This is a genomic window from Sphingomonas gellani (assembly GCF_900110035.1).
GTDB classification, from domain to species: domain Bacteria; phylum Pseudomonadota; class Alphaproteobacteria; order Sphingomonadales; family Sphingomonadaceae; genus Sphingomonas; species Sphingomonas gellani.
This window is the reverse complement of the sequence record NZ_FOCF01000003.1, coordinates 226,620-243,344: the sequence shown is the minus strand read 5'-3', so window position 1 is coordinate 243,344 and position 16,725 is coordinate 226,620. Positions and strand designations below refer to the sequence as shown.

At 69.1% G+C, this 16,725-nt stretch carries 17 protein-coding genes; 14 read left to right on the top strand and 3 right to left on the bottom strand.

Translation table 11 applies throughout. The annotated features are described in order from the left end of the window. Position 1: 1 nt before the first annotated feature. Together flhA and BMX37_RS08005 are read left to right on the top strand one after the other, a co-directional pair. Positions 2 to 2,092, top strand: a complete 2,091-nt coding sequence (flhA, locus tag BMX37_RS08010) for a flagellar biosynthesis protein FlhA (RefSeq protein WP_093665208.1) — start codon at positions 2 to 4, stop codon at positions 2,090 to 2,092. Continuing rightward, complete coding sequence (locus BMX37_RS08005) at positions 2,089 to 2,928, top strand: sigma-70 family RNA polymerase sigma factor (RefSeq protein WP_093665207.1); 840 nt, start codon at positions 2,089 to 2,091, stop codon at positions 2,926 to 2,928. Before flhA ends, BMX37_RS08005 begins: the two co-directional genes overlap by 4 nt. 13 nt (positions 2,929 to 2,941) lie before the next feature. Here the strand turns inward: BMX37_RS08005 and BMX37_RS08000 are convergent, their stop codons facing one another. Further along, entirely contained in the window at positions 2,942 to 3,616 is a 675-nt protein-coding gene (locus BMX37_RS08000; RefSeq protein ID WP_093665381.1) for a hypothetical protein, read from the bottom strand. Positions 3,617 to 3,703: 87 nt separating this feature from the next. On the opposite strand from BMX37_RS08000, the gene BMX37_RS07995 reads away from it, so the two are divergent. Next, positions 3,704 to 4,285, top strand: coding sequence for a TetR/AcrR family transcriptional regulator (locus BMX37_RS07995; RefSeq protein WP_093665206.1), 582 nt, complete (start codon positions 3,704 to 3,706; stop codon positions 4,283 to 4,285). Positions 4,286 to 4,451: 166 nt separating this feature from the next. Here the strand turns inward: BMX37_RS07995 and BMX37_RS07990 are convergent, their stop codons facing one another. Together BMX37_RS07990 and BMX37_RS07985 are read right to left on the bottom strand one after the other, a co-directional pair. After that, on the bottom strand, positions 4,452 to 5,279 hold the full coding sequence (locus BMX37_RS07990) for a flagellin N-terminal helical domain-containing protein (RefSeq protein ID WP_093665205.1): 828 nt from the start codon (positions 5,277 to 5,279) through the stop codon (positions 4,452 to 4,454). 205 nt (positions 5,280 to 5,484) lie between these two features. Then, the gene (locus BMX37_RS07985) at positions 5,485 to 6,345 is read right to left on the bottom strand and encodes a flagellin N-terminal helical domain-containing protein (RefSeq protein ID WP_093665204.1); all 861 of its coding nucleotides are present in this window, start codon (positions 6,343 to 6,345) and stop codon (positions 5,485 to 5,487) included. A 317-nt stretch (positions 6,346 to 6,662) separates the two neighbouring features. Between BMX37_RS07985 and BMX37_RS07980 the strand changes: the two genes are divergently transcribed. Genes BMX37_RS07980 through fliN form a run of 11 tightly spaced genes read left to right on the top strand, consistent with a single transcriptional unit; the run spans position 6,663 to position 16,717 of the window. Next, the gene (locus tag BMX37_RS07980; protein WP_093665203.1) at positions 6,663 to 7,949 is read left to right on the top strand and encodes a sigma-54 interaction domain-containing protein; all 1,287 of its coding nucleotides are present in this window, start codon (positions 6,663 to 6,665) and stop codon (positions 7,947 to 7,949) included. Beyond that, the gene (gene fliE, locus BMX37_RS07975) at positions 7,946 to 8,308 is read left to right on the top strand and encodes a flagellar hook-basal body complex protein FliE (protein WP_093665202.1); all 363 of its coding nucleotides are present in this window, start codon (positions 7,946 to 7,948) and stop codon (positions 8,306 to 8,308) included. The genes BMX37_RS07980 and fliE overlap by 4 nt, the downstream gene beginning before the upstream one ends. A gap of 6 nt (positions 8,309 to 8,314) precedes the next feature. Next, positions 8,315 to 10,003 carry a flagellar basal-body MS-ring/collar protein FliF gene (gene fliF / locus BMX37_RS07970; RefSeq protein WP_093665201.1) on the top strand — a complete coding sequence of 563 codons (1,689 nt, stop codon included), beginning with the start codon at positions 8,315 to 8,317 and terminating at the stop codon, positions 10,001 to 10,003. After that, the gene (fliG, locus tag BMX37_RS07965) at positions 10,000 to 11,013 is read left to right on the top strand and encodes a flagellar motor switch protein FliG (protein WP_093665200.1); all 1,014 of its coding nucleotides are present in this window, start codon (positions 10,000 to 10,002) and stop codon (positions 11,011 to 11,013) included. Before fliF ends, fliG begins: the two co-directional genes overlap by 4 nt. After that, positions 11,006 to 11,827 carry a FliH/SctL family protein gene (locus BMX37_RS07960; RefSeq protein ID WP_093665199.1) on the top strand — a complete coding sequence of 274 codons (822 nt, stop codon included), beginning with the start codon at positions 11,006 to 11,008 and terminating at the stop codon, positions 11,825 to 11,827. Before fliG ends, BMX37_RS07960 begins: the two co-directional genes overlap by 8 nt. Next, a complete protein-coding gene (locus tag BMX37_RS07955; RefSeq protein WP_093665198.1) occupies positions 11,821 to 13,152 on the top strand; it encodes a FliI/YscN family ATPase in 1,332 nt (443 codons plus the stop codon). The genes BMX37_RS07960 and BMX37_RS07955 overlap by 7 nt, the downstream gene beginning before the upstream one ends. Continuing rightward, positions 13,145 to 13,564, top strand: a complete 420-nt coding sequence (locus BMX37_RS07950) for a hypothetical protein (protein ID WP_093665197.1) — start codon at positions 13,145 to 13,147, stop codon at positions 13,562 to 13,564. Before BMX37_RS07955 ends, BMX37_RS07950 begins: the two co-directional genes overlap by 8 nt. 39 nt (positions 13,565 to 13,603) lie before the next feature. Then, positions 13,604 to 14,794 (top strand): flagellar hook-length control protein FliK, encoded by a 1,191-nt coding sequence (locus BMX37_RS07945; RefSeq protein ID WP_093665196.1) that lies wholly within the window; start codon positions 13,604 to 13,606, stop codon positions 14,792 to 14,794. 18 nt (positions 14,795 to 14,812) lie between these two features. Next, complete coding sequence (locus BMX37_RS07940) at positions 14,813 to 15,418, top strand: flagellar basal body-associated FliL family protein (RefSeq protein WP_093665195.1); 606 nt, start codon at positions 14,813 to 14,815, stop codon at positions 15,416 to 15,418. Between the two features lie 4 nt (positions 15,419 to 15,422). Continuing rightward, positions 15,423 to 16,409: a flagellar motor switch protein FliM gene (locus tag BMX37_RS07935; protein ID WP_093665194.1), complete on the top strand. Its 987-nt coding sequence runs from the start codon at positions 15,423 to 15,425 to the stop codon at positions 16,407 to 16,409. Further along, the gene (fliN, locus tag BMX37_RS07930) at positions 16,406 to 16,717 is read left to right on the top strand and encodes a flagellar motor switch protein FliN (RefSeq protein WP_093665193.1); all 312 of its coding nucleotides are present in this window, start codon (positions 16,406 to 16,408) and stop codon (positions 16,715 to 16,717) included. Before BMX37_RS07935 ends, fliN begins: the two co-directional genes overlap by 4 nt. Positions 16,718 to 16,725 lie beyond the last annotated feature (8 nt).

Here is a 16,725-nt window from a genome sequence, read left to right as displayed (position 1 = left end):
AATGAAGCGCTTCATCAACGCCCGCGCCTCCGCACTGCCCGCAGCCATCCTGCTGCTGGTGCTGGTGATGGTCGTACCCATCCCCAAGCAGCTGCTGGACGTGTTCTTCATCGCCAACATCGCGATCAGCCTGGCCGTGCTGATGGTCGCGCTGAACGCGCAAAAGCCGCTCGACTTCTCCGCCTTTCCCACCGTGCTGCTGTTCGCGACGCTGTTCCGCCTGGGCCTGAACGTCGCATCCACCCGCGTCGTGCTGGTGCACGGGCATGAGGGCGAGAGTGCGGCCGGTCATGTGATCGAGGCGTTCGGCACCTTCCTGATCGGCGGCGATTACGTCGTCGGCATATTCGTCTTCGCGATCCTGATGATCATCAACCTGATCGTCGTGACCAAGGGCGCGGGCCGTGTGTCGGAAGTGTCCGCGCGCTTCACCCTGGACGCGTTGCCCGGCAAGCAGATGGCGATCGACGCCGACCTGAATGCCGGCCTCATCACGCCGGACCAGGCCAAGGCGCGCCGCGTCGAGGTATCCACGGAGGCCGATTTCTACGGATCGATGGACGGTTCGTCCAAGTTCGTGAAGGGCGACGCGGTCGCCGCGCTGCTGATCCTGGCGGCCAACATCATCGGCGGCCTGATCCTGGGCCCGGTCAGCCACGGCCTGTCGATCGCCGACGCTGCGCACAATTACATCCTGCTCGCGATCGGCGATGCACTGGTGGCGCAGCTGCCCAGCCTGATGCTGTCGATCGCCGCCGCCGCGATCGTCACCCGCGTCAATTCGGAACACGACCTGGCCGGCCAGATCGGCTCGCAGTTCGGCGCATCGCGCACCTGGACACCGGTTGCCGGCATCCTCGGCCTGCTGGGCGTGCTGCCCGGCATGCCGCACCTCATCATCCTGCCCGCCGCCGGCATCGCCGGGTTTGCGGCATGGAAGCTGCGCCAGATCGAAAAGCGCCCGCCCCCACCAGCTCCCGTCGAGGCGGCCGAGCCGGTCGACCCGTCGAAGATCGGCTGGGACGAGGTGTGCGACGCGATGCAGGTCAACATCGACATCGGTTATGGCTTGGTGCCGCTCGCCGACGAGCGTCGCGGCGCGCCCCTGATGGGTCGCATCACCGGTGTCCGCCGGCAGTTGTCCAAGGAACTGGGCTTCGTGGTGCCGCAGGCGCGGGTGCGCGACGACATCAACCTGGCGCCCTTCACCTATCGCATCATGGTCAACGGCGTCTGCGTCGGTGAGGATCAGGTGTCGCCCGACGAGATGCTCGCGCTCGACACCGGCCAGGCGTACGGCAACCTTCAGGGCAAGAAGGCGAAGGACCCGACCTTCGGCCTGGACGCGACCTGGATCGCGAAGGGCGATGCCGACGCCGCGACCGGCATGGGCTTCCTGGTGGTCGATCCTGGCACCGTCATGGCGACGCACCTCAACCACCTGCTCGGCAGCCATGCCTGCGACCTGCTGGGTCCCGACGAGGTGCAGTCGCTGCTCGACGGGCTGAAGGATCGCGCCGGCCAGCTGGTCGCCGCGCTGACGCCTAACCCGCTGCCGCTGACCACGCTGACCCAGGTGCTGAAGGGCCTGCTGGCGGAGAACATTCCCCTGAAGGAATTCCGCCGGATCGCAGGCGCGATCGCCGTCGCCGCACAGCGGACGCAGGACGCGGAAGAGATCATCGAACTGATCCGCCCCGACCTCGGCGCGCTCATCATCCAGAAACTGTGCGGCGTGCGCGAGCCGCTGCGCGTGATGACGCTTGAGGGCCAGCTGGAAGGCTTGCTCGGCCAGGCGATGCGCGCCGACACGTCGCGCCGCCATGTCATCGAGCCCGACCTGGGCCGCCGCATCGTCGATGCGCTGCAGAACGCCGCGCAACCGCTGATCGCGGAGGCCAAGCCCTTCGCGCTCGTCGTCCAGCCCGCCTGCCGGCTGGCCATCCGCAAGCTCGTCAAGACGTGCCTGCCCGACACCCCCGTCCTCTCCTTTTTCGAGGTTCCCGAAGAAAAGGCGGTCGAGGTGGTGGCGGTCATCGGCGCTCCCCAGCCGGCTCAGGTCGGCCACTTCCAAGGTGCCCTTGCAGCATGAGTGCCGAACCCATGAAGGCCGCGTTCGCCAACGCCCAGCCCCTCAACGGACCCGTTCCCGCTCCCGTTTCCTTCGCGCCCGCGGCGGCGACGCCGGTGACGGTGACGGTTGCCGAAACCGACGCCCCGCTGACCTATCGCCCGCGCCAGAGTCCGCGTGGCGAGGGGGAGGCGCTGATCCGCCAGCACCTGCCGCTGGTGCGCAAGATCGCGTGGCACGTCCACGGGTCCATGTCGACGCTGGTCGATGTGGAGGATCTGGTGCAGGTCGGCCTGGTCGCGCTGGTCGAGGCGGCGTCCGGGTTCGAGGATCGCGGCCAGGTGACGTTCCAGCAATATATCTCCACCCGCCTGCGCGGCGCGATGATCGACGAGCTGCGCCGTCAGGCGACGACCACGCGCGGTGCGATGCGCCGGCGCAAGGAGTATCATCGCGCCGTCAACACGCTCAGCCAGGGTTCCGCCCGCGCACCCAGCGAGGCGGCGGTCGCCGCGCATCTGGGCGTCAGCCTGGAAAAGCTGCGCACCGATTACCTAACGGCGGAGGCGGTGCGCTTCGACTCGATCGACGACGTGTACCAGGACGACATGCCCTGGTTCGCCGACGACACGCCCAACGCGTTCGACCAGCTGGCGGAGGGCGACATGCGCGACGCGCTGATCGCCGCGATCGCCGCCCTGCCGGAACGCGAGGCACAGGTGATCCAGCTCTATTATGTGGACGAGATGAACCTGGAGGAGATCGGCCAGGTGTTCGGCATCGGCGCGGCCCGCGTGTGCCAGATCAAATCCGCCGCGCATGCCAAGCTGAAAAAGGCGCTGGCGCAACGGGCCTGAAAGCCCCGCACGCTTATCCGGAGGACGCCCGACGCTTCGCGCGCAGCGTCGACACCACGCCCCAAATGCCGGGAACCATCGGCATCACCGCCGTATAGAGTCCGGGAAAATAATAGCGCCCGGTCACGCCGATCCAGTGGTTGCCCATGTCCGCGACCAGCGTCCCGTCCGCGACCTGCCGGGTGATCGTCGCCGACAGATCGGGATCGATCGCGGGCGTCAGCAGCGGAAACAGGAAATGCGTGAACTCCGCCGCGCCAGGTCCGACGAAGATGAACGCCGCGACGAAGCCGGCCAGTCGCACGCCCCGGAACAACCCCAGCGCGGTGAGCGCGTAGATCGCCGGCCCGGCAAAGGCGAACACCAGCAGGAATCCCCGTTCCGTCCAGCCGATGTCGAAAAGGCGGCTCATCGCTGGCGCGAAGCCGGCGAGATATTCCTCCGCCATGTGCACCTCCAGCATCGCGACCGTGAGCAGGAAGGGCGGCAGGATCACCGCAGGGGAAACCGGGCCATGTCGGTAGGTCCGCAACCACAACAGCAAGCCGATCGCCCCCGACCCGCCGACGATCACCACGGGCGGCCACCCCACCAGCATCCATCCCTCGGCGCAGGCCGCCAGCACCGACGCCGATGCGACGACGATCTCGGCCGCGCATGGAGCCGACGTGTCCGGGATGCTCTCCATCTTTGCGCCTCCTACTGCATACATCTGTATGCATACAATCGTCTGCATGTTTGGCAAGCACCCCAGGGGTTGCTACCAGAGACCGGCATGACGGATGTCCCGACCGCCACCCCGCCGCGATCGCAACCGACGCGCGACCGGATCCTCGAGGCGGCGCGCCTGGTCTTCGCGCGCGAGGGATATGAGCGTGCCACGGTGCGCCTGGTCGCGGCAGAGGCGGCGGTGCACCCGTCCATGATCACCCGCTATTACGGCACGAAGGAACACCTGTTCGCGCTGGCCGCCAGGATCGACCTGGGCCTGCCCGACGTCACGACGCTGGAGCGGGACTCGATCAGCCCGGCACTCGCTCGCCATTTCGTCGATCTGTGGGAGGGCCCCGGCACGGGCGGTCGCTTGCAGGCGCTATTGAGAGCGTCGGTCAGTCATGAGGCCGCGCGACTGGCGCTTGTCGCGATGTTCGATGAACAGGTGTTGGCGACGGTGCGGCGCATCGCCGGCGTGTCACGACCCGAACGCAGTGCCGCGCTGATCGCGTCGCAGCTGCTGGGCATCGCCTTTTCCCGCTACGTCGCGCGCATCCCTGCGGTGGAGGCGCTGTCGGCGGACGATCTGGTCGCGGCCCTCGGGCCCACGATCCGACAGTATATAGAGTGTCGCGATATATAGAGTGTGCTGACGGCGCGTTCGCGGGGTCGGTGACGCCGAGAAGCCCCGGCGGTGCCTTTTCGGGCGCCGCCGGGGTTCGTCGTTCGACGCATGTCCGCCTGCACGGCGAACCGGTCGCCCCCAGCTTCACGAGTTGGGGGCAAGAAGCCGGGGAGCCTCGAGCCCGTTACGACCCGAGGAGCTTGAGCACGCCCTGCTGCGACTGGTTGGCCTGGGCCAGCATCGCGGTGGACGCCTGTGAAAGGATCTGCGCCTTGGCGAGCGCGGTGGTTTCCGCCGAAAAGTCGGTGTCCTCGATGCGGCTGCGCGCGTCGGCCAGGTTGGTGGCGTTGCTGGTCAGGTTGTTGACCGCCGACTGGAGCCGGTTCTGCGTCGCGCCCAGCGCGGCGCGGACGTTGGCGACCTTGCCGATGGCCTTGTCGAACTGATCCAGCGTCGCGGTTGCCTTCACCACAGGCGTGGCGCCGCTGGTGTCGATCACGTTGCCCATGTCGGTGTCGGTCTTCAGGTCGCCCAGCGTCATGTCGATCGCATCGGACGCATTCGCGCCCGCCTGGATCTGCACGGTGCCGGCGCTGCCATCGAGCAGGTTCTTGCCGTTGAAGGACGTGTTGGCGACGATGGTGACGATCTGCGCGGCCAGCGCGTCCTGTTCGGACTTGATGTTGGCGACGTCCGTCGTGGAATAGGTGCCGTTCGCCTTTTGCACGCCCAGCTCGCGGATACGCTGGAGCATGTTGCTCACCTCGTCCAGCGCACCTTCGGCGGTCTGCGCCATGGAGATGCCGTCATTGGCGTTGCGGACGCCCTGGTTCATGCCGCGCACCTGTGCGGTCATGGATGCGGCGATGGCGAGGCCGGCGGCGTCGTCCTTGGCCGAATTGATGCGCTTGCCCGTGGACAGGCGTTCCATCGAAGTGGACAGCGCGGTCTGCGCCATGGTCGACGCATTGCCGGCGCGAAGCGCGGCGATATTGCTAGCGATAACCGTCATGGTCGTGTCTCCATGTCATGGAGCTCTCCGCCGCCCCCAATTGGCGAAGGCCGAGCTGCCAGCAGGGATAACGACACGTCCTCGACGGACTTTAGACGAAAAAAGACGCCCCCCGAAAATTTTTCGGGAGGATCCCCCGGCAGCGGTGGCTGCCGGGGGTCCTTGCCCCCGCCGATCGGGGGGGAGATGGCGGGCGCCTTGGCCCTTACGAGAGCAGCTTCAGCACACCCTGGGTCGACTGGTTCGCCTGGGCGAGCATCGCGGTCGACGCCTGGCTCAGGATCTGCGCCTTGGCGAGAGCGGTCGTCTCTTCGGAGAAGTCCGTGTCCTCGATCCGGCTGCGCGCGTCGGTCAGGTTGGTCATCGTGCTGGTGGAGTTGTTCACCGCCGACTGGAGCCGGTTCTGCGTCGCACCCAGGCCGGCACGGATGTTCGACAAATCCTTGATGGCGCCGTCGACGTCATCCAGCGCAACCGACTTGACCGTGGTCGCCGTACCCGTGGCGGTGAAGTCCACCACCGCCGACAGCTTGGAACCGGTGTCGGCCGCGCCGCCGGTGCCCGCCGCATAGGTCGCGGTCAGGTCGCGCAGGTTGATCGAAACCTTGTCGCTGGTCGTCGAGCCGGTCTGGATGTCGACCGAGCTGGCGGCGTCGAACAGCTGCTTGCCGTTGAAGTTGGTGTTCTTGACCACCGAGGTGATCTGGTCGGTCAGAGCGCGCTGCTCGGAGGTGATGTTCGCCTTGTCCGTGTCGGAATAGGTGCCGTTCGCCGACTGAACCGACAGTTCGCGGATGCGCTGCAGCATGTTGCTGACCTCGTCCAGCGCGCCTTCGGCGGTCTGCGCCATCGAGATGCCGTCGTTCGAGTTGCGGATGCCCTGAGCCATGCCCTTGATCTGCGAGGTCATCGAGGCGGCGATCGCCAGGCCGGCGGCGTCGTCCTTCGCGGAGTTGATGCGCTTGCCGGTCGACAGACGCTGCATCGAGGTCTGGAGCGCCATGGAAGCGCTGGTGGAGGCGTTGGTGGCGCGCAGAGCGCTGACGTTGCTGGCGATAACGGTCATTTCAAATCTCCTTCGGTCCGGCGATCCCCCCTTCGATCCGTGTCAGGACCGCCGAGCCGCCAAGTGGAGTAACGGCGGCAGGCCGGCAGGTTTTAGCCGGTCACCGAACATTTTTTGCCGGTTGTTGCCGGTCGCTTGCCGGTTTGGCCCGGTTCCTCGCGCGCGATCGGGCGCGATGCCCGCGTGTGTAGGCGCGCGCGATGCGGGCACTCGCGAGGGCGCGTGGCGCGCCCGGAAAATATTTGCCGGCAAGCGCTCGGGTTTACCGCGCGTTTACTAGCCGACCGGCAAAAGCGTGCCCGAACAGAGGAACTTCCATGCCGTCGATTCACGCCTCTCCCGACATCGCAAAGCGCCGCTACGCGCTGCTGTCGTCGCTGCGCGCTGCCGGCCTGACGCTGGCCCAGCCCGGCGCGCCGGTGCTGCCGGGCGACACGATCCTGGTCGCCGAGGGTGAGCCGGTGGCGATCCCCGCGCGCACGCTGGTGCTGGCCGATGGCGGCGACCGGTTCGAGCCGGCGACCGACAGCCGCGCCGCGCGCATCGGCTTCGACTCCGCGTCCGGCGCGATCGGCAACGCCTTCGTCCGCGCGCTGGTCGCTGGTCCCGACGCCCCCACTGCCGCCGATCCGGAGAGCATGGCCCTGCTGGCGCTGGCCGAGCGGGTGGCGCAGGCGGACATCACCGTGCTGATCGGCGGCCCGACCGGTACCGGCAAGGAAGTGCTGGCCCGCACCATCCACCGCATGTCGCCGCGCGCCGAGGGTCCCTTCATCGCCATCAACTGCGCCGCCCTGCCCGAATCGATGCTGGAGGCGATGCTGTTCGGCCACCAGAAGGGCGCGTTCACCGGTGCGTCCTCGGGTGGCGAGGGCTTTTTCCGCGCCGCGCATGGCGGCACCATCCTGCTCGACGAGATCGCGGAAATGCCGCTGTCGCTCCAGGCCAAGCTGTTGCGCGTGCTTCAGGAGCGCGAGGTGGTGCCGATCGGCGCGACCCAGCCGGTGTCGGTCGATGTCCGCGTCGTCGCCGCCGCCAATCGCGACCTGCAGGCGGAGGTCGCCGCCGGCCGCTTCCGCGCCGATCTCTACTACCGCCTGTCGGTGTTCCCGCTGTCCACCCGCGCGCTGGTCGACCGGCCGCAGGACATCCCCGCCCTCGCCGCGACCATGATCCTGCGGCATGCCGGCAACCGGTCGGTCGTGCCCTGGCCGACGGTCGAGGCGATCGAGACGCTGACCGAGCACAGCTGGCCCGGCAACGTGCGCGAGCTGGAGAACGTGATCCAGCGCGCGCTGCTGTTCGCCGCGGGCGACCGGATCGAGGCGAGCCACATCCATTTCGACCGTCCGATCGCCGCCACCGCGCCGACGGCACCGATCCACGCCAACGACGAACCCGCCGCCCCCGCGACGCTGGGCAAGGTCGTGCAGATGAGCGAGTTCGCCGCGATCCGCGAAACGCTGCGCCAGTGCGGCGGCAGCCGGATCGAGACCGCGCGCCGCCTGGGCATCTCGGAGCGCACGCTGCGCTATCGCCTGGCCAAGGCACGCGAGCAGGGTGAGCAGATCGACGCACCGCGTAGCTGGGCGATCGGCGCATGACCGCCGCGATCGGCGGCGCGATGGGGATCGATCGCGTCATGCAACTGCGCCAGCAGATCCTGGACCGCAACGCGGCGCTGTCGCGCGCCGGTGCCGCGGCCCCGGCCGGCAACGTGTCCGCGCCGGACCAGGCAAAGCCCGCCAACTTCGCCGACAGCCTGTCGGACGCGCTGAAGACGGTGAACGACGGCCAGAACCAGGCGTCGAAGCTGTCCGAAGCCTATGAACGCGGCGAAACGGTCGACATCGCCAAGGTGATGCTCGCCCGCCAGCAGGCCAGCGTCGGCTTCGAAGCCACGCTGCAAGTCAGAAACAAGCTCTTGTCCGCCTACAAGGACATCATGAGCATGCCGGTGTAACGCGCCATGTCGAACGCCCTCGCAACCGTGACCCCCGGCTCCGGCGCCCTGCCCGAGCGGTTCGCCAACCCCCTTCTCCAGATCAAGGGCTTCATGGCGCAACCCGCCGTGCGGCGCAGCCTGCCCATGGCGCTGATGATCGGCCTGATCGGCGCCGCGGCGCTGGCCTGGGCGATGCTGTCGACGCCCACGCAGAAGACGCTGTTCGAGGGGATGACCGACGCCGACAAGCAGGCGGTGTCCTCCGCGCTGACGCAGGCAGGCATCAAGAGCCGCATCAACGATTCCACCGGCGCGCTGACCGTGAACGAGGAGGATTTCTCCCGCGCACGTATGCTGCTCGCCGGCCAGGGCCTGCCGAAACAGGCGCCGGGCGGTTACGCCATCCTCGACCAGCTGCCGATGGGCGTGTCCCGTGCGGTCGAGGGCGAGCGGCTGCGCCAGGCGCGCGAAACCGAGCTGGCGCGCTCGATCGAGGAGATCGACGCGGTGGCGGAGGCGCGCGTCCATCTGGCGATGCCCGAAAGCTCCGTGTTCGTGCGCGACAACGCCTCGCCCTCCGCATCGGTGGTGCTGAAGCTGCAGGGCGGCCGATCGCTGTCCGACGCGCAGGTTCAGTCGATCATCAACCTGACCGCCTCGTCCGTGCCGGGCATGAAGCCCGACGACGTGACGGTGGTCGACCAGCTCGGCGCGCTGTTGTCGAAGCCGGGCGGCGCGGGCGTGTCGGACGGCGACAAGCGCCTGCAGATCCAGCGTCAGGTCGAGGACAAGGTCCGCCTGCAACTGAACGGCCTGCTGACCCCGCTGGTGGGCGCCGGCAACTTCACCGCCGAGGTGCAGGCCGACGTCAACCTGGACGAAACGCAGGCGACCCGCGAAAGCTATGACAAGCAGGGCACGCTGCGCGCCGAGACGGGCAACTGGACCGGCAACCAGAAGGACGGCGCCGGCGCCCCCGGCGGCATCCCCGGTGCGCTGAGCAACACGCCGCCGCCCGCCAGCACCCTGTCCAAGCCGCAGCCCGCCAATGGCACGTCCGGCGCACCCGCCGCCGACACGGCGCCGGTCGCCGGTGGCCAGGGCGTCAACCCGGACAAGCAGAGCGACAGCTTCCAGCGCGCCTATGACCTGGGCAAGGAAGTGTCCGTGACCCGCGCCGCGCCCGGCGGCACCAAGCGGCTGTCCGTCGCCGTGCTGCTGCGCGATCCGGACAAGGGGGCCAAGCGCACGCCGGCGGAGATCACCCAGATCACCGACCTGGTGAAGAGCGCGGTCGGCTTCGACCAGAGCCGCGGCGACACGGTCACCGTCATCAGTCGCAAGTTCGCCGACATGACCGACACCGCGGCCGGTCCCAAATGGTACGACAACAGCTGGCTGCCGGTGCTGGCCCGCAACGCCACCGCCCTGGTGATCGCGCTGATGGTGCTGCTGATGGGCGTGCGCCCGCTGGTCAAGGCGATGACCAAGAAGAAGGAAAAGGAGGAGGCGGATGCCGCCGCCGCCGCGCTGCCCGGACCCACGGTGGACGAGGACGGCGTGGCCGTTCCCGCCGGCCCGGTCAGCCTGGACCAGATCGGCAGCGGCCGCAGCTATGACGAGCGGATCGGCGCCGTGCGCGGCTTCACCCGCGACAATCCGTCGCGTGCGGCCTTGGCGGTACGCGACATGATCAAGGCGGAGGCCAAGTGAACGCGCTGACCACCAGCCGTGCCTTCACCGGTGTGGAGCGTGCCGCCGTGCTGATGATGCTGGTCGGCGAGGAGGAGGCCGCCGGCATCCTCCAGAAGCTGGACCCGGACGAGGTGCGCGAATTGGGCAAGGCGATGTTCAACGTCGCCGACGTGTCGGAGGAAGAGGTCGAGAACGTACTCGACGATTTCGCCGACCGCGCCCGCGAGCGCAGCGGCATCACCTTCGACCCGCGTCCCAAGGTGGAGGCGGTGATGACCCGCGCGCTGGGCCCCGACAAGGCGGGCAGCGTGCTGGCGCGCATCATCCCGCCCGAGGCCGCGTGCGAGATCGAGATGCTGCAATGGCTGGACGCGCCCGAGATCGCGGCCATGCTGGAAAAGGAGCATCCGCAGATTTCCGCCGTGCTGATCGCCAATCTGGACCCGGCGGTCGCTGGACAGGTGCTGGAGTTGCTGCCCGAGGCGGCGCAGCCGGAGATCCTGCACCGCGTCGCGCGGCTCGGCCCGATCACGCCCGAGGCTGTGGAAACGCTGAAGACCATGCTCGCCAACCGCAGCGGCGGGGCCAAGCATGCCGCCGGCGTGACGCTGGGCGGCACGCGCGAGGCGGCGAAGATCCTTCAGGGCGCGCGCAAGGCGACCGAACAGCGGCTGATGCCCAAGCTGTTCAAGATGGACCGCGAAACCGCCAAGCAGATCGAGGAGGCGATGTTCGTCTTCGACAACCTGCTGGAACTGGACGACAAGAACCTGGGCACGCTGATCCGCAACATCGACGGCGACATCCTGACCCGCGCGCTGAAGGGTGTGGACGAGGGCGCGCGCAACCGCTTCCTGGGTTGCATGTCGGCGCGCGCCGCCGACGGCATCCGCGACGAGATGGAGGCACGCGGTCCGATGAAGCTGGCCGAGGTGCTGGAAGCGCAGAAGGCAATCATCGCGATCGCCCGCAACCTGGCCAAGGACGGCACCATCCAGATGGGCGCGGGCGACGACGATTATGTCTGACGCCGCCGCGTTTCAGCAGGCAGGCGGGTTCATGCCGGGCTTTGTCGGTCGCCACGACGCCGCCGCCGCCGCACTGGCGCAGGCCTTTCCGACGCCGGGCTTCGCCGCCGTCGATCTGCGCGCGCTGTGTGCCGGCGTGGGCGCACAACCGCGATCCTTTGCACCGCAGCCGGTCTGCCCGCAGCCTGATGCCTCCTGCCCGCCCGCGGCCGAGGCGGCGGCAGGACCGCGTCACTTCAGCCCCGCCGATCCGGACGCGAAGCCGACCGAGGGCTGGGACCTGCTCAATCCCGATGCCAGGCCCAGCGACTATATCGACCCGCTCGCCGCCGCCCACGCCGCCGGCTATGCCGAGGGGATGGCCGCAGCGGCCGCCGCGTGCCGCGAGGCGGAGGAGCGCGACCGCGCGTTGATGGACGGGCTGGCCGACCGGATCGGTGCCGGCTCCACCTTGGACCGGACGCGCATCGCGCGCCACCTGCGCCAGACGGTGCTGGCGTTGGTCACGAAACTGGTCGGAGAGGTCGGCATCGCGCCCGACGTGCTCGCCAGCCGGATCGAGGGCGCGACGAAGTTGCTCGCCGACAGCAGCGAATCCGCCCTGTTGCGCGTCCACCCCGACGATGTTCCGCTGTTGGCGGGTCGTCTGCCCGCCACCATCTTCGCGGCCGGCGACCCGGCGCTGGCGCGCGGCAGCTTCGTGCTCGAATCCGCGTCCAGCCTGGTCGAGGACGGCCCGGACCTGTGGCTGGAACAGCTTGCCGCCGCGATCGAGATCGTACCCGTACCGAAAGACATCGTCGCCACATGCTGAACCGTTTTGCGAGCGACTATCTCGACGGCATCGCCGGCGCGGCGATTGGCGCGTCCCCGCGCGTGGCGGGCAGGCTGGCCGCGTGCGACGGCCTGTTGATGGAGGCGGTCGGCCTGAACGTGCCGGTCGGCACCGTCTGCACGGTGGGCGAACCCGGCGCGGGCCAAGTGGAGGCGGAGGCGATCGGGTTCCGCAACGGCCGCACGATCCTGATGAACCTGGGCGGCCCCGCCCCCCTGCTGCCCCGCGCTCTGGTGCGTCCGACCGGCACGCCGGGAGAGGCGGAGGTGGGCGCCGCGCTGCTCGGCCGGGTGGTCGACGGCGCCGGGCGTCCGATCGACGGCTTGGGTCCGATCCGCGGCGCCGGCCGCTGGCCGCTGGCCGGGACCATGCAGTCGCCGCTGGACCGCGGCCGCGTGCGCCAGCCGCTGGACGTGGGCGTGCGCGCGATCAACGGGTTGCTCACCATCGGTCAGGGACAGCGCGTCGGCATCATGGCCGGGTCGGGCGTCGGAAAGTCGGTGCTGCTGGGCATGATGGTCCGCGCGGCGGAGGCGGACGTGGTGGTGATCGGCCTGATCGGCGAACGCAGCCGCGAGGTCGCGGACTTCCTGGAGACAAAGGTCGCCGGCGAAGCGCGCAAGCGGTCGGTGGTCGTCGCCGTCCCGGCCAACCACTCGCCGGTTCTGCGCATCCGTGGCGCGCTGCGCGCGACCGCCATCGCCGAGTCATTCCGTGCCGAGGGCAAGAAGGTGCTGCTCATCATGGACTCGCTGACCCGCGTCGCGCATGCCGGTCGCGAGATCGGCCTGGCACTGGGCGAGCCCGCGTCCGCGCGCGGCTACCCGCCGTCCGCCATCGCCATGCTGCCCAACCTGATCGAACGCGCGGGAGCCGATGCGCACGGCACCGGCTCCATCACCGCGATCTACACCGTGCTGGCGGACGGCGACGACGGCAACGACCCGGTGGTCGATTCGGCTCGCTCCATTCTCGACGGGCACATCGTCCTGTCGCGCCAGCTGGCGGAGCGCGGCGTGTACCCCGCCATCGATCTGGGCCCCTCGGTCAGCCGCGTGATGACCGACATCGCGCAGCCGGCGCATATCCGCGCCGCCCGCGTGCTGCGCCGTCATCTGGCGACCTATGAGGAGAATCGCGACCTGATCCTGATGGGCGCGTATCGCCCCGGCGCCGATCCCGCGATCGACAAGGCGATGGCCTATCACCCGGCAGTGCTCGACTATATCCGCCAGGATGCCGATGTGCCGGTGTCGCTGGACGATGCGGTGACCGAGCTGACCGGCGTGTTCTTCGATGAATAACCCCAAGAAGCTGGCGCGCATCCACCGCGTCCGCACGCTGCAACTCGGCCTGACCCGCGCGGAGGAGATGCGCGCCGGGGAAAAGCTGGACAGCGAGGCCGCCCTGTCCGCGCGGATCGCCGGGCTGGTCGACGCCGTGTCGCCGGTGGCGCAATCCGCCAGCGCCTTTTCACTGGGCGCATCCGCCCATTACCGCGAGCGGCTGCACCAGTCGGCGCTCGCCGCGGCTCAGCGCGAACAGAATGCCCGCCTGCTGCTCGAACGATCAGCGGAGGCGACCCGCGCGGCCAAGCGCGACCAGAGCGCGGTGGAAAAGCTGATGGAGCGCGCCCGCCACCGGCAGGACGCGCGCGAGCGCCGCGCGCTGGAGGATGTTCCCGCCTTTCCCCGCAAACGGCACGATCCTTGCTGATGATCGGCGCGAGTGTGTCCAAAGGAACCGTTCGCGCCGATGACCCCGTCCGTTTCGCCAGCACCATCGCGTAGCATCGCCAGCCCGGCGCCACAGCGCGCCAGGCCGGGTGCCGGCAACGCCAATCCGTTCGATCGCGCACTCCGCGACCGGTCGAGCGACCATGCCGACACGGAAGAAGCGAAAGACAGCGCCGACACGCGGCACGAACCCGCCACGCCCGGCAAGATGCTGCCGGATGCCGGCCCCTCGCTCGACTGGATCGCGACGCTGATCGCGGCACAGCCGGCCACCGTTCCCGCTCCACCGCCGGTCGCGGCCCCGACAGTGGCGGCGGACACTGCGGGTGCGGTGGTCACTGCCGCGCAGGGCGGAAGTGGCGCGGCGCTTGGCGCGACACCGGCGGGCATGAATCCGGCCGGTGCCATCGACACCAGCGGCCTGATCCAGACCGCCGCCTTCGCCAACGATCCGGCCTTGGCCAACGCCACCGGCCCGATCGTCATCGAAATCGCCCCTGCCCTCGCCCAGTCGTCGGCAACGCCCGGCAAGGACATGGCACCGGATGCGGTACCCGCGCCGGATCCAGCCCTCACGCCCGCTTCGAGCGGGCCCACGCCCGCGCTCCCTACCGGAAAGGCGATGCCGGCCGCAGAACTGTTCGCCGCCGCCATCCATGCCGCGCGCGACGACCGCGATGGTCGCCCCGTCGCGGCCGGCTCCAGCGATGCCGACGCAGGCGCCATCCTGTCTCCGGCAGGGCTCGGCGCCCCAAGCGCCCACGCCGTCACGGGTGCGGGCGCAGCCGGCCAGTCCGGCGGGTCGAGCCTCGACATGGGCCAGGACCGCTGGCCCCATGCGATGATGGACCGAATCGAGCGGCTGCGTGACGAGGCGAACGCCGCCGACACGCGCATCCGGCTGGTGCCCGACGCGCTCGGCGCGGTGGACATCAACGTCCGCCGGGAGGGCGACACGCTGCACGTCCGCTTCCACGCGGACGAGGCGGCGACGCGGGGCATGCTGACCGACGCCCAGCCTCAGCTCGTCCGCATCGCAGAGGAACGCGGTCTTAAGCTTGGTCAGTCCATGGTGGGTGGCGGCTCCACCGGTGGCGGAACGGGATTCGGCGGCGACGATCGCACGCCGCCCCGCCCCGCCCCGGTTTCTGCCCGGCCCCCGTCGGCCGCGGCGCCGGCGCCGGACACCATCGACGCCCGAGTCGGCTGAGATTCGAAGGACTGACAGATGAGCGACAAGAAGGAAGACGCGCCCAAGAAAAAGGGCAAGATGGGCAAGATCATCATGATCGCCGTCGGCGCGCTGGTGCTGGCCGGCGGCGGCGTCGGCGCGGGCCTGTATGCGGCCAAGTCGACGGGCGGCCCCGCCGAACACGGCCCCAAGCTGGTCCCCAAGGACGAGCAGAAGCGTGCCAGCGCGGCCGCGGGCGCGGAGGGCGGCGGCCATGGCGGCGGCGGCGAATCGGCCGGCAGCGGCGGCGGCCACGAACCGCCCAGCGGCTCGGGCGGCGACAAATACGCGTCCAACTACTACGCCATGGACAAGGATTTCACCGCCAACCTCCAGAATTCGGTGCATTTCCTGCAGATCGGCGTCGCCGTGTCCACGCCCTATGACGACAGCGTCATCGGCAACCTGAAAACCAACGACATCGCCGTGCGCTCCGCCATCCTGATGGCGCTGGGCGACACCACGGAGGACGAGGTGTTCACCGCCGACGGCAAGAAGCAGCTGCAACGCCGATTGGTGAAGGCGATCAACGATACCCTTCAGCAAAAGGAAGGGTTTGGCGGCATCAGTAACGTTTACTTTACCAGTTTCGTTGTTCAGTGACGGCATGGTTAACGCCGAGACACTGTCTGCCGATCGCCGCACGCGCACCCGCGCGGATGCGGCCGATCATGGCGTGCTCGGCCAGACCAAGCTCAATCCCTTCGGCGACCTGCACACGCTGCAACACCTGTCGGCGCGGCTCGCCCGATCGCTGCGGGGCGTGTTCGAACCGTTGCTGCGCCGTGAGTGCCGCACCTGGGCCGAACCGCTCAGCGTGCAGCGCTTCGCCGATTACCGGACGGAACGTGGCGAGGGCCTGATCGCCTGGCTGCCGCTGGCGTTGCATCCGACCGGCGGCACCGCCTTCTGCACGCTGGAGGGCGGCTTCGTCATGGAACTGCTCGACCTGTTCTTCGGCGGCACCGGCACCGCGCCCGATCCCTTGCCGACCGAATTCTCCCCCGCGGCGGAGGCGATGATGGGTCGGCTGGGCGTGCAACTGAGCCGGCCGCTGGCGGCCGCGTGGGAGCCGCTGTCCCCGATCGGCTTCACGCCGGGGAAGGTCGAATCGAACCCCGCCCTGCTCGGGCAGGTGGATGGCGACGACGCCATGATCGTGACCCGCCTGGGGCTGGCCGCCGGCACCTCGGCCCCCGTGTTCCTGGACATCGTCTATCCGGTGTCCGCGCTGAAGCCGCATGGCACCGCGCTGACCGGAAAGGTCGTGTCGAAGCCGGTGGAGCCGGACCCCAGCTGGCGCAACGGCCTGACCCGCGCGGCGATGACCGTGCGCTTTCCGGTGCGGTCCGTCCTGGCCGAACCGGTGGTGCCGCTCAGCACGCTGATCGACCTGAAACCCGGTGACGTTATCCCGATCAGCTTCGGGCAGGAGGTGCCGGTGATGGTCGGCACCGACCAGCTCGGTTTCGGCATCGTCGGCACCGCCAACGGCCAGGCCGCGATCCGCCTCACCCGCCTGGCCGACACCGACCCCGGACAGGCCGCCAACCCAACCAACGCCAATTTCCAGAACGGTGGAACCAACCCATGAACGACATGACCGGGGGCTTTCCGCCGCCGTCCTTCGGCGACGCTTCCGTGGCGGCCAATTTCCGGCTGTTGCAGGATGTCGACGTCAAGCTGACCGTTGAGATCGGCTCCACCAGCCTGACGCTGCGCGAACTGCTCGCGCTGGGCGAATCGAGCGTGATCGAACTGGACCGCCATGCCAACGAGCTGCTCGACGTGTTCGTCAACGGCACGCTGATCGGGCGTGGCGAGGTGGTCACGGTGGGCGACCGGTTCGGCGTCCGCATGACCGAGCTAGTCAATCCCGACAAGTCGCCCGTCCGGAACTGAGGCACAGC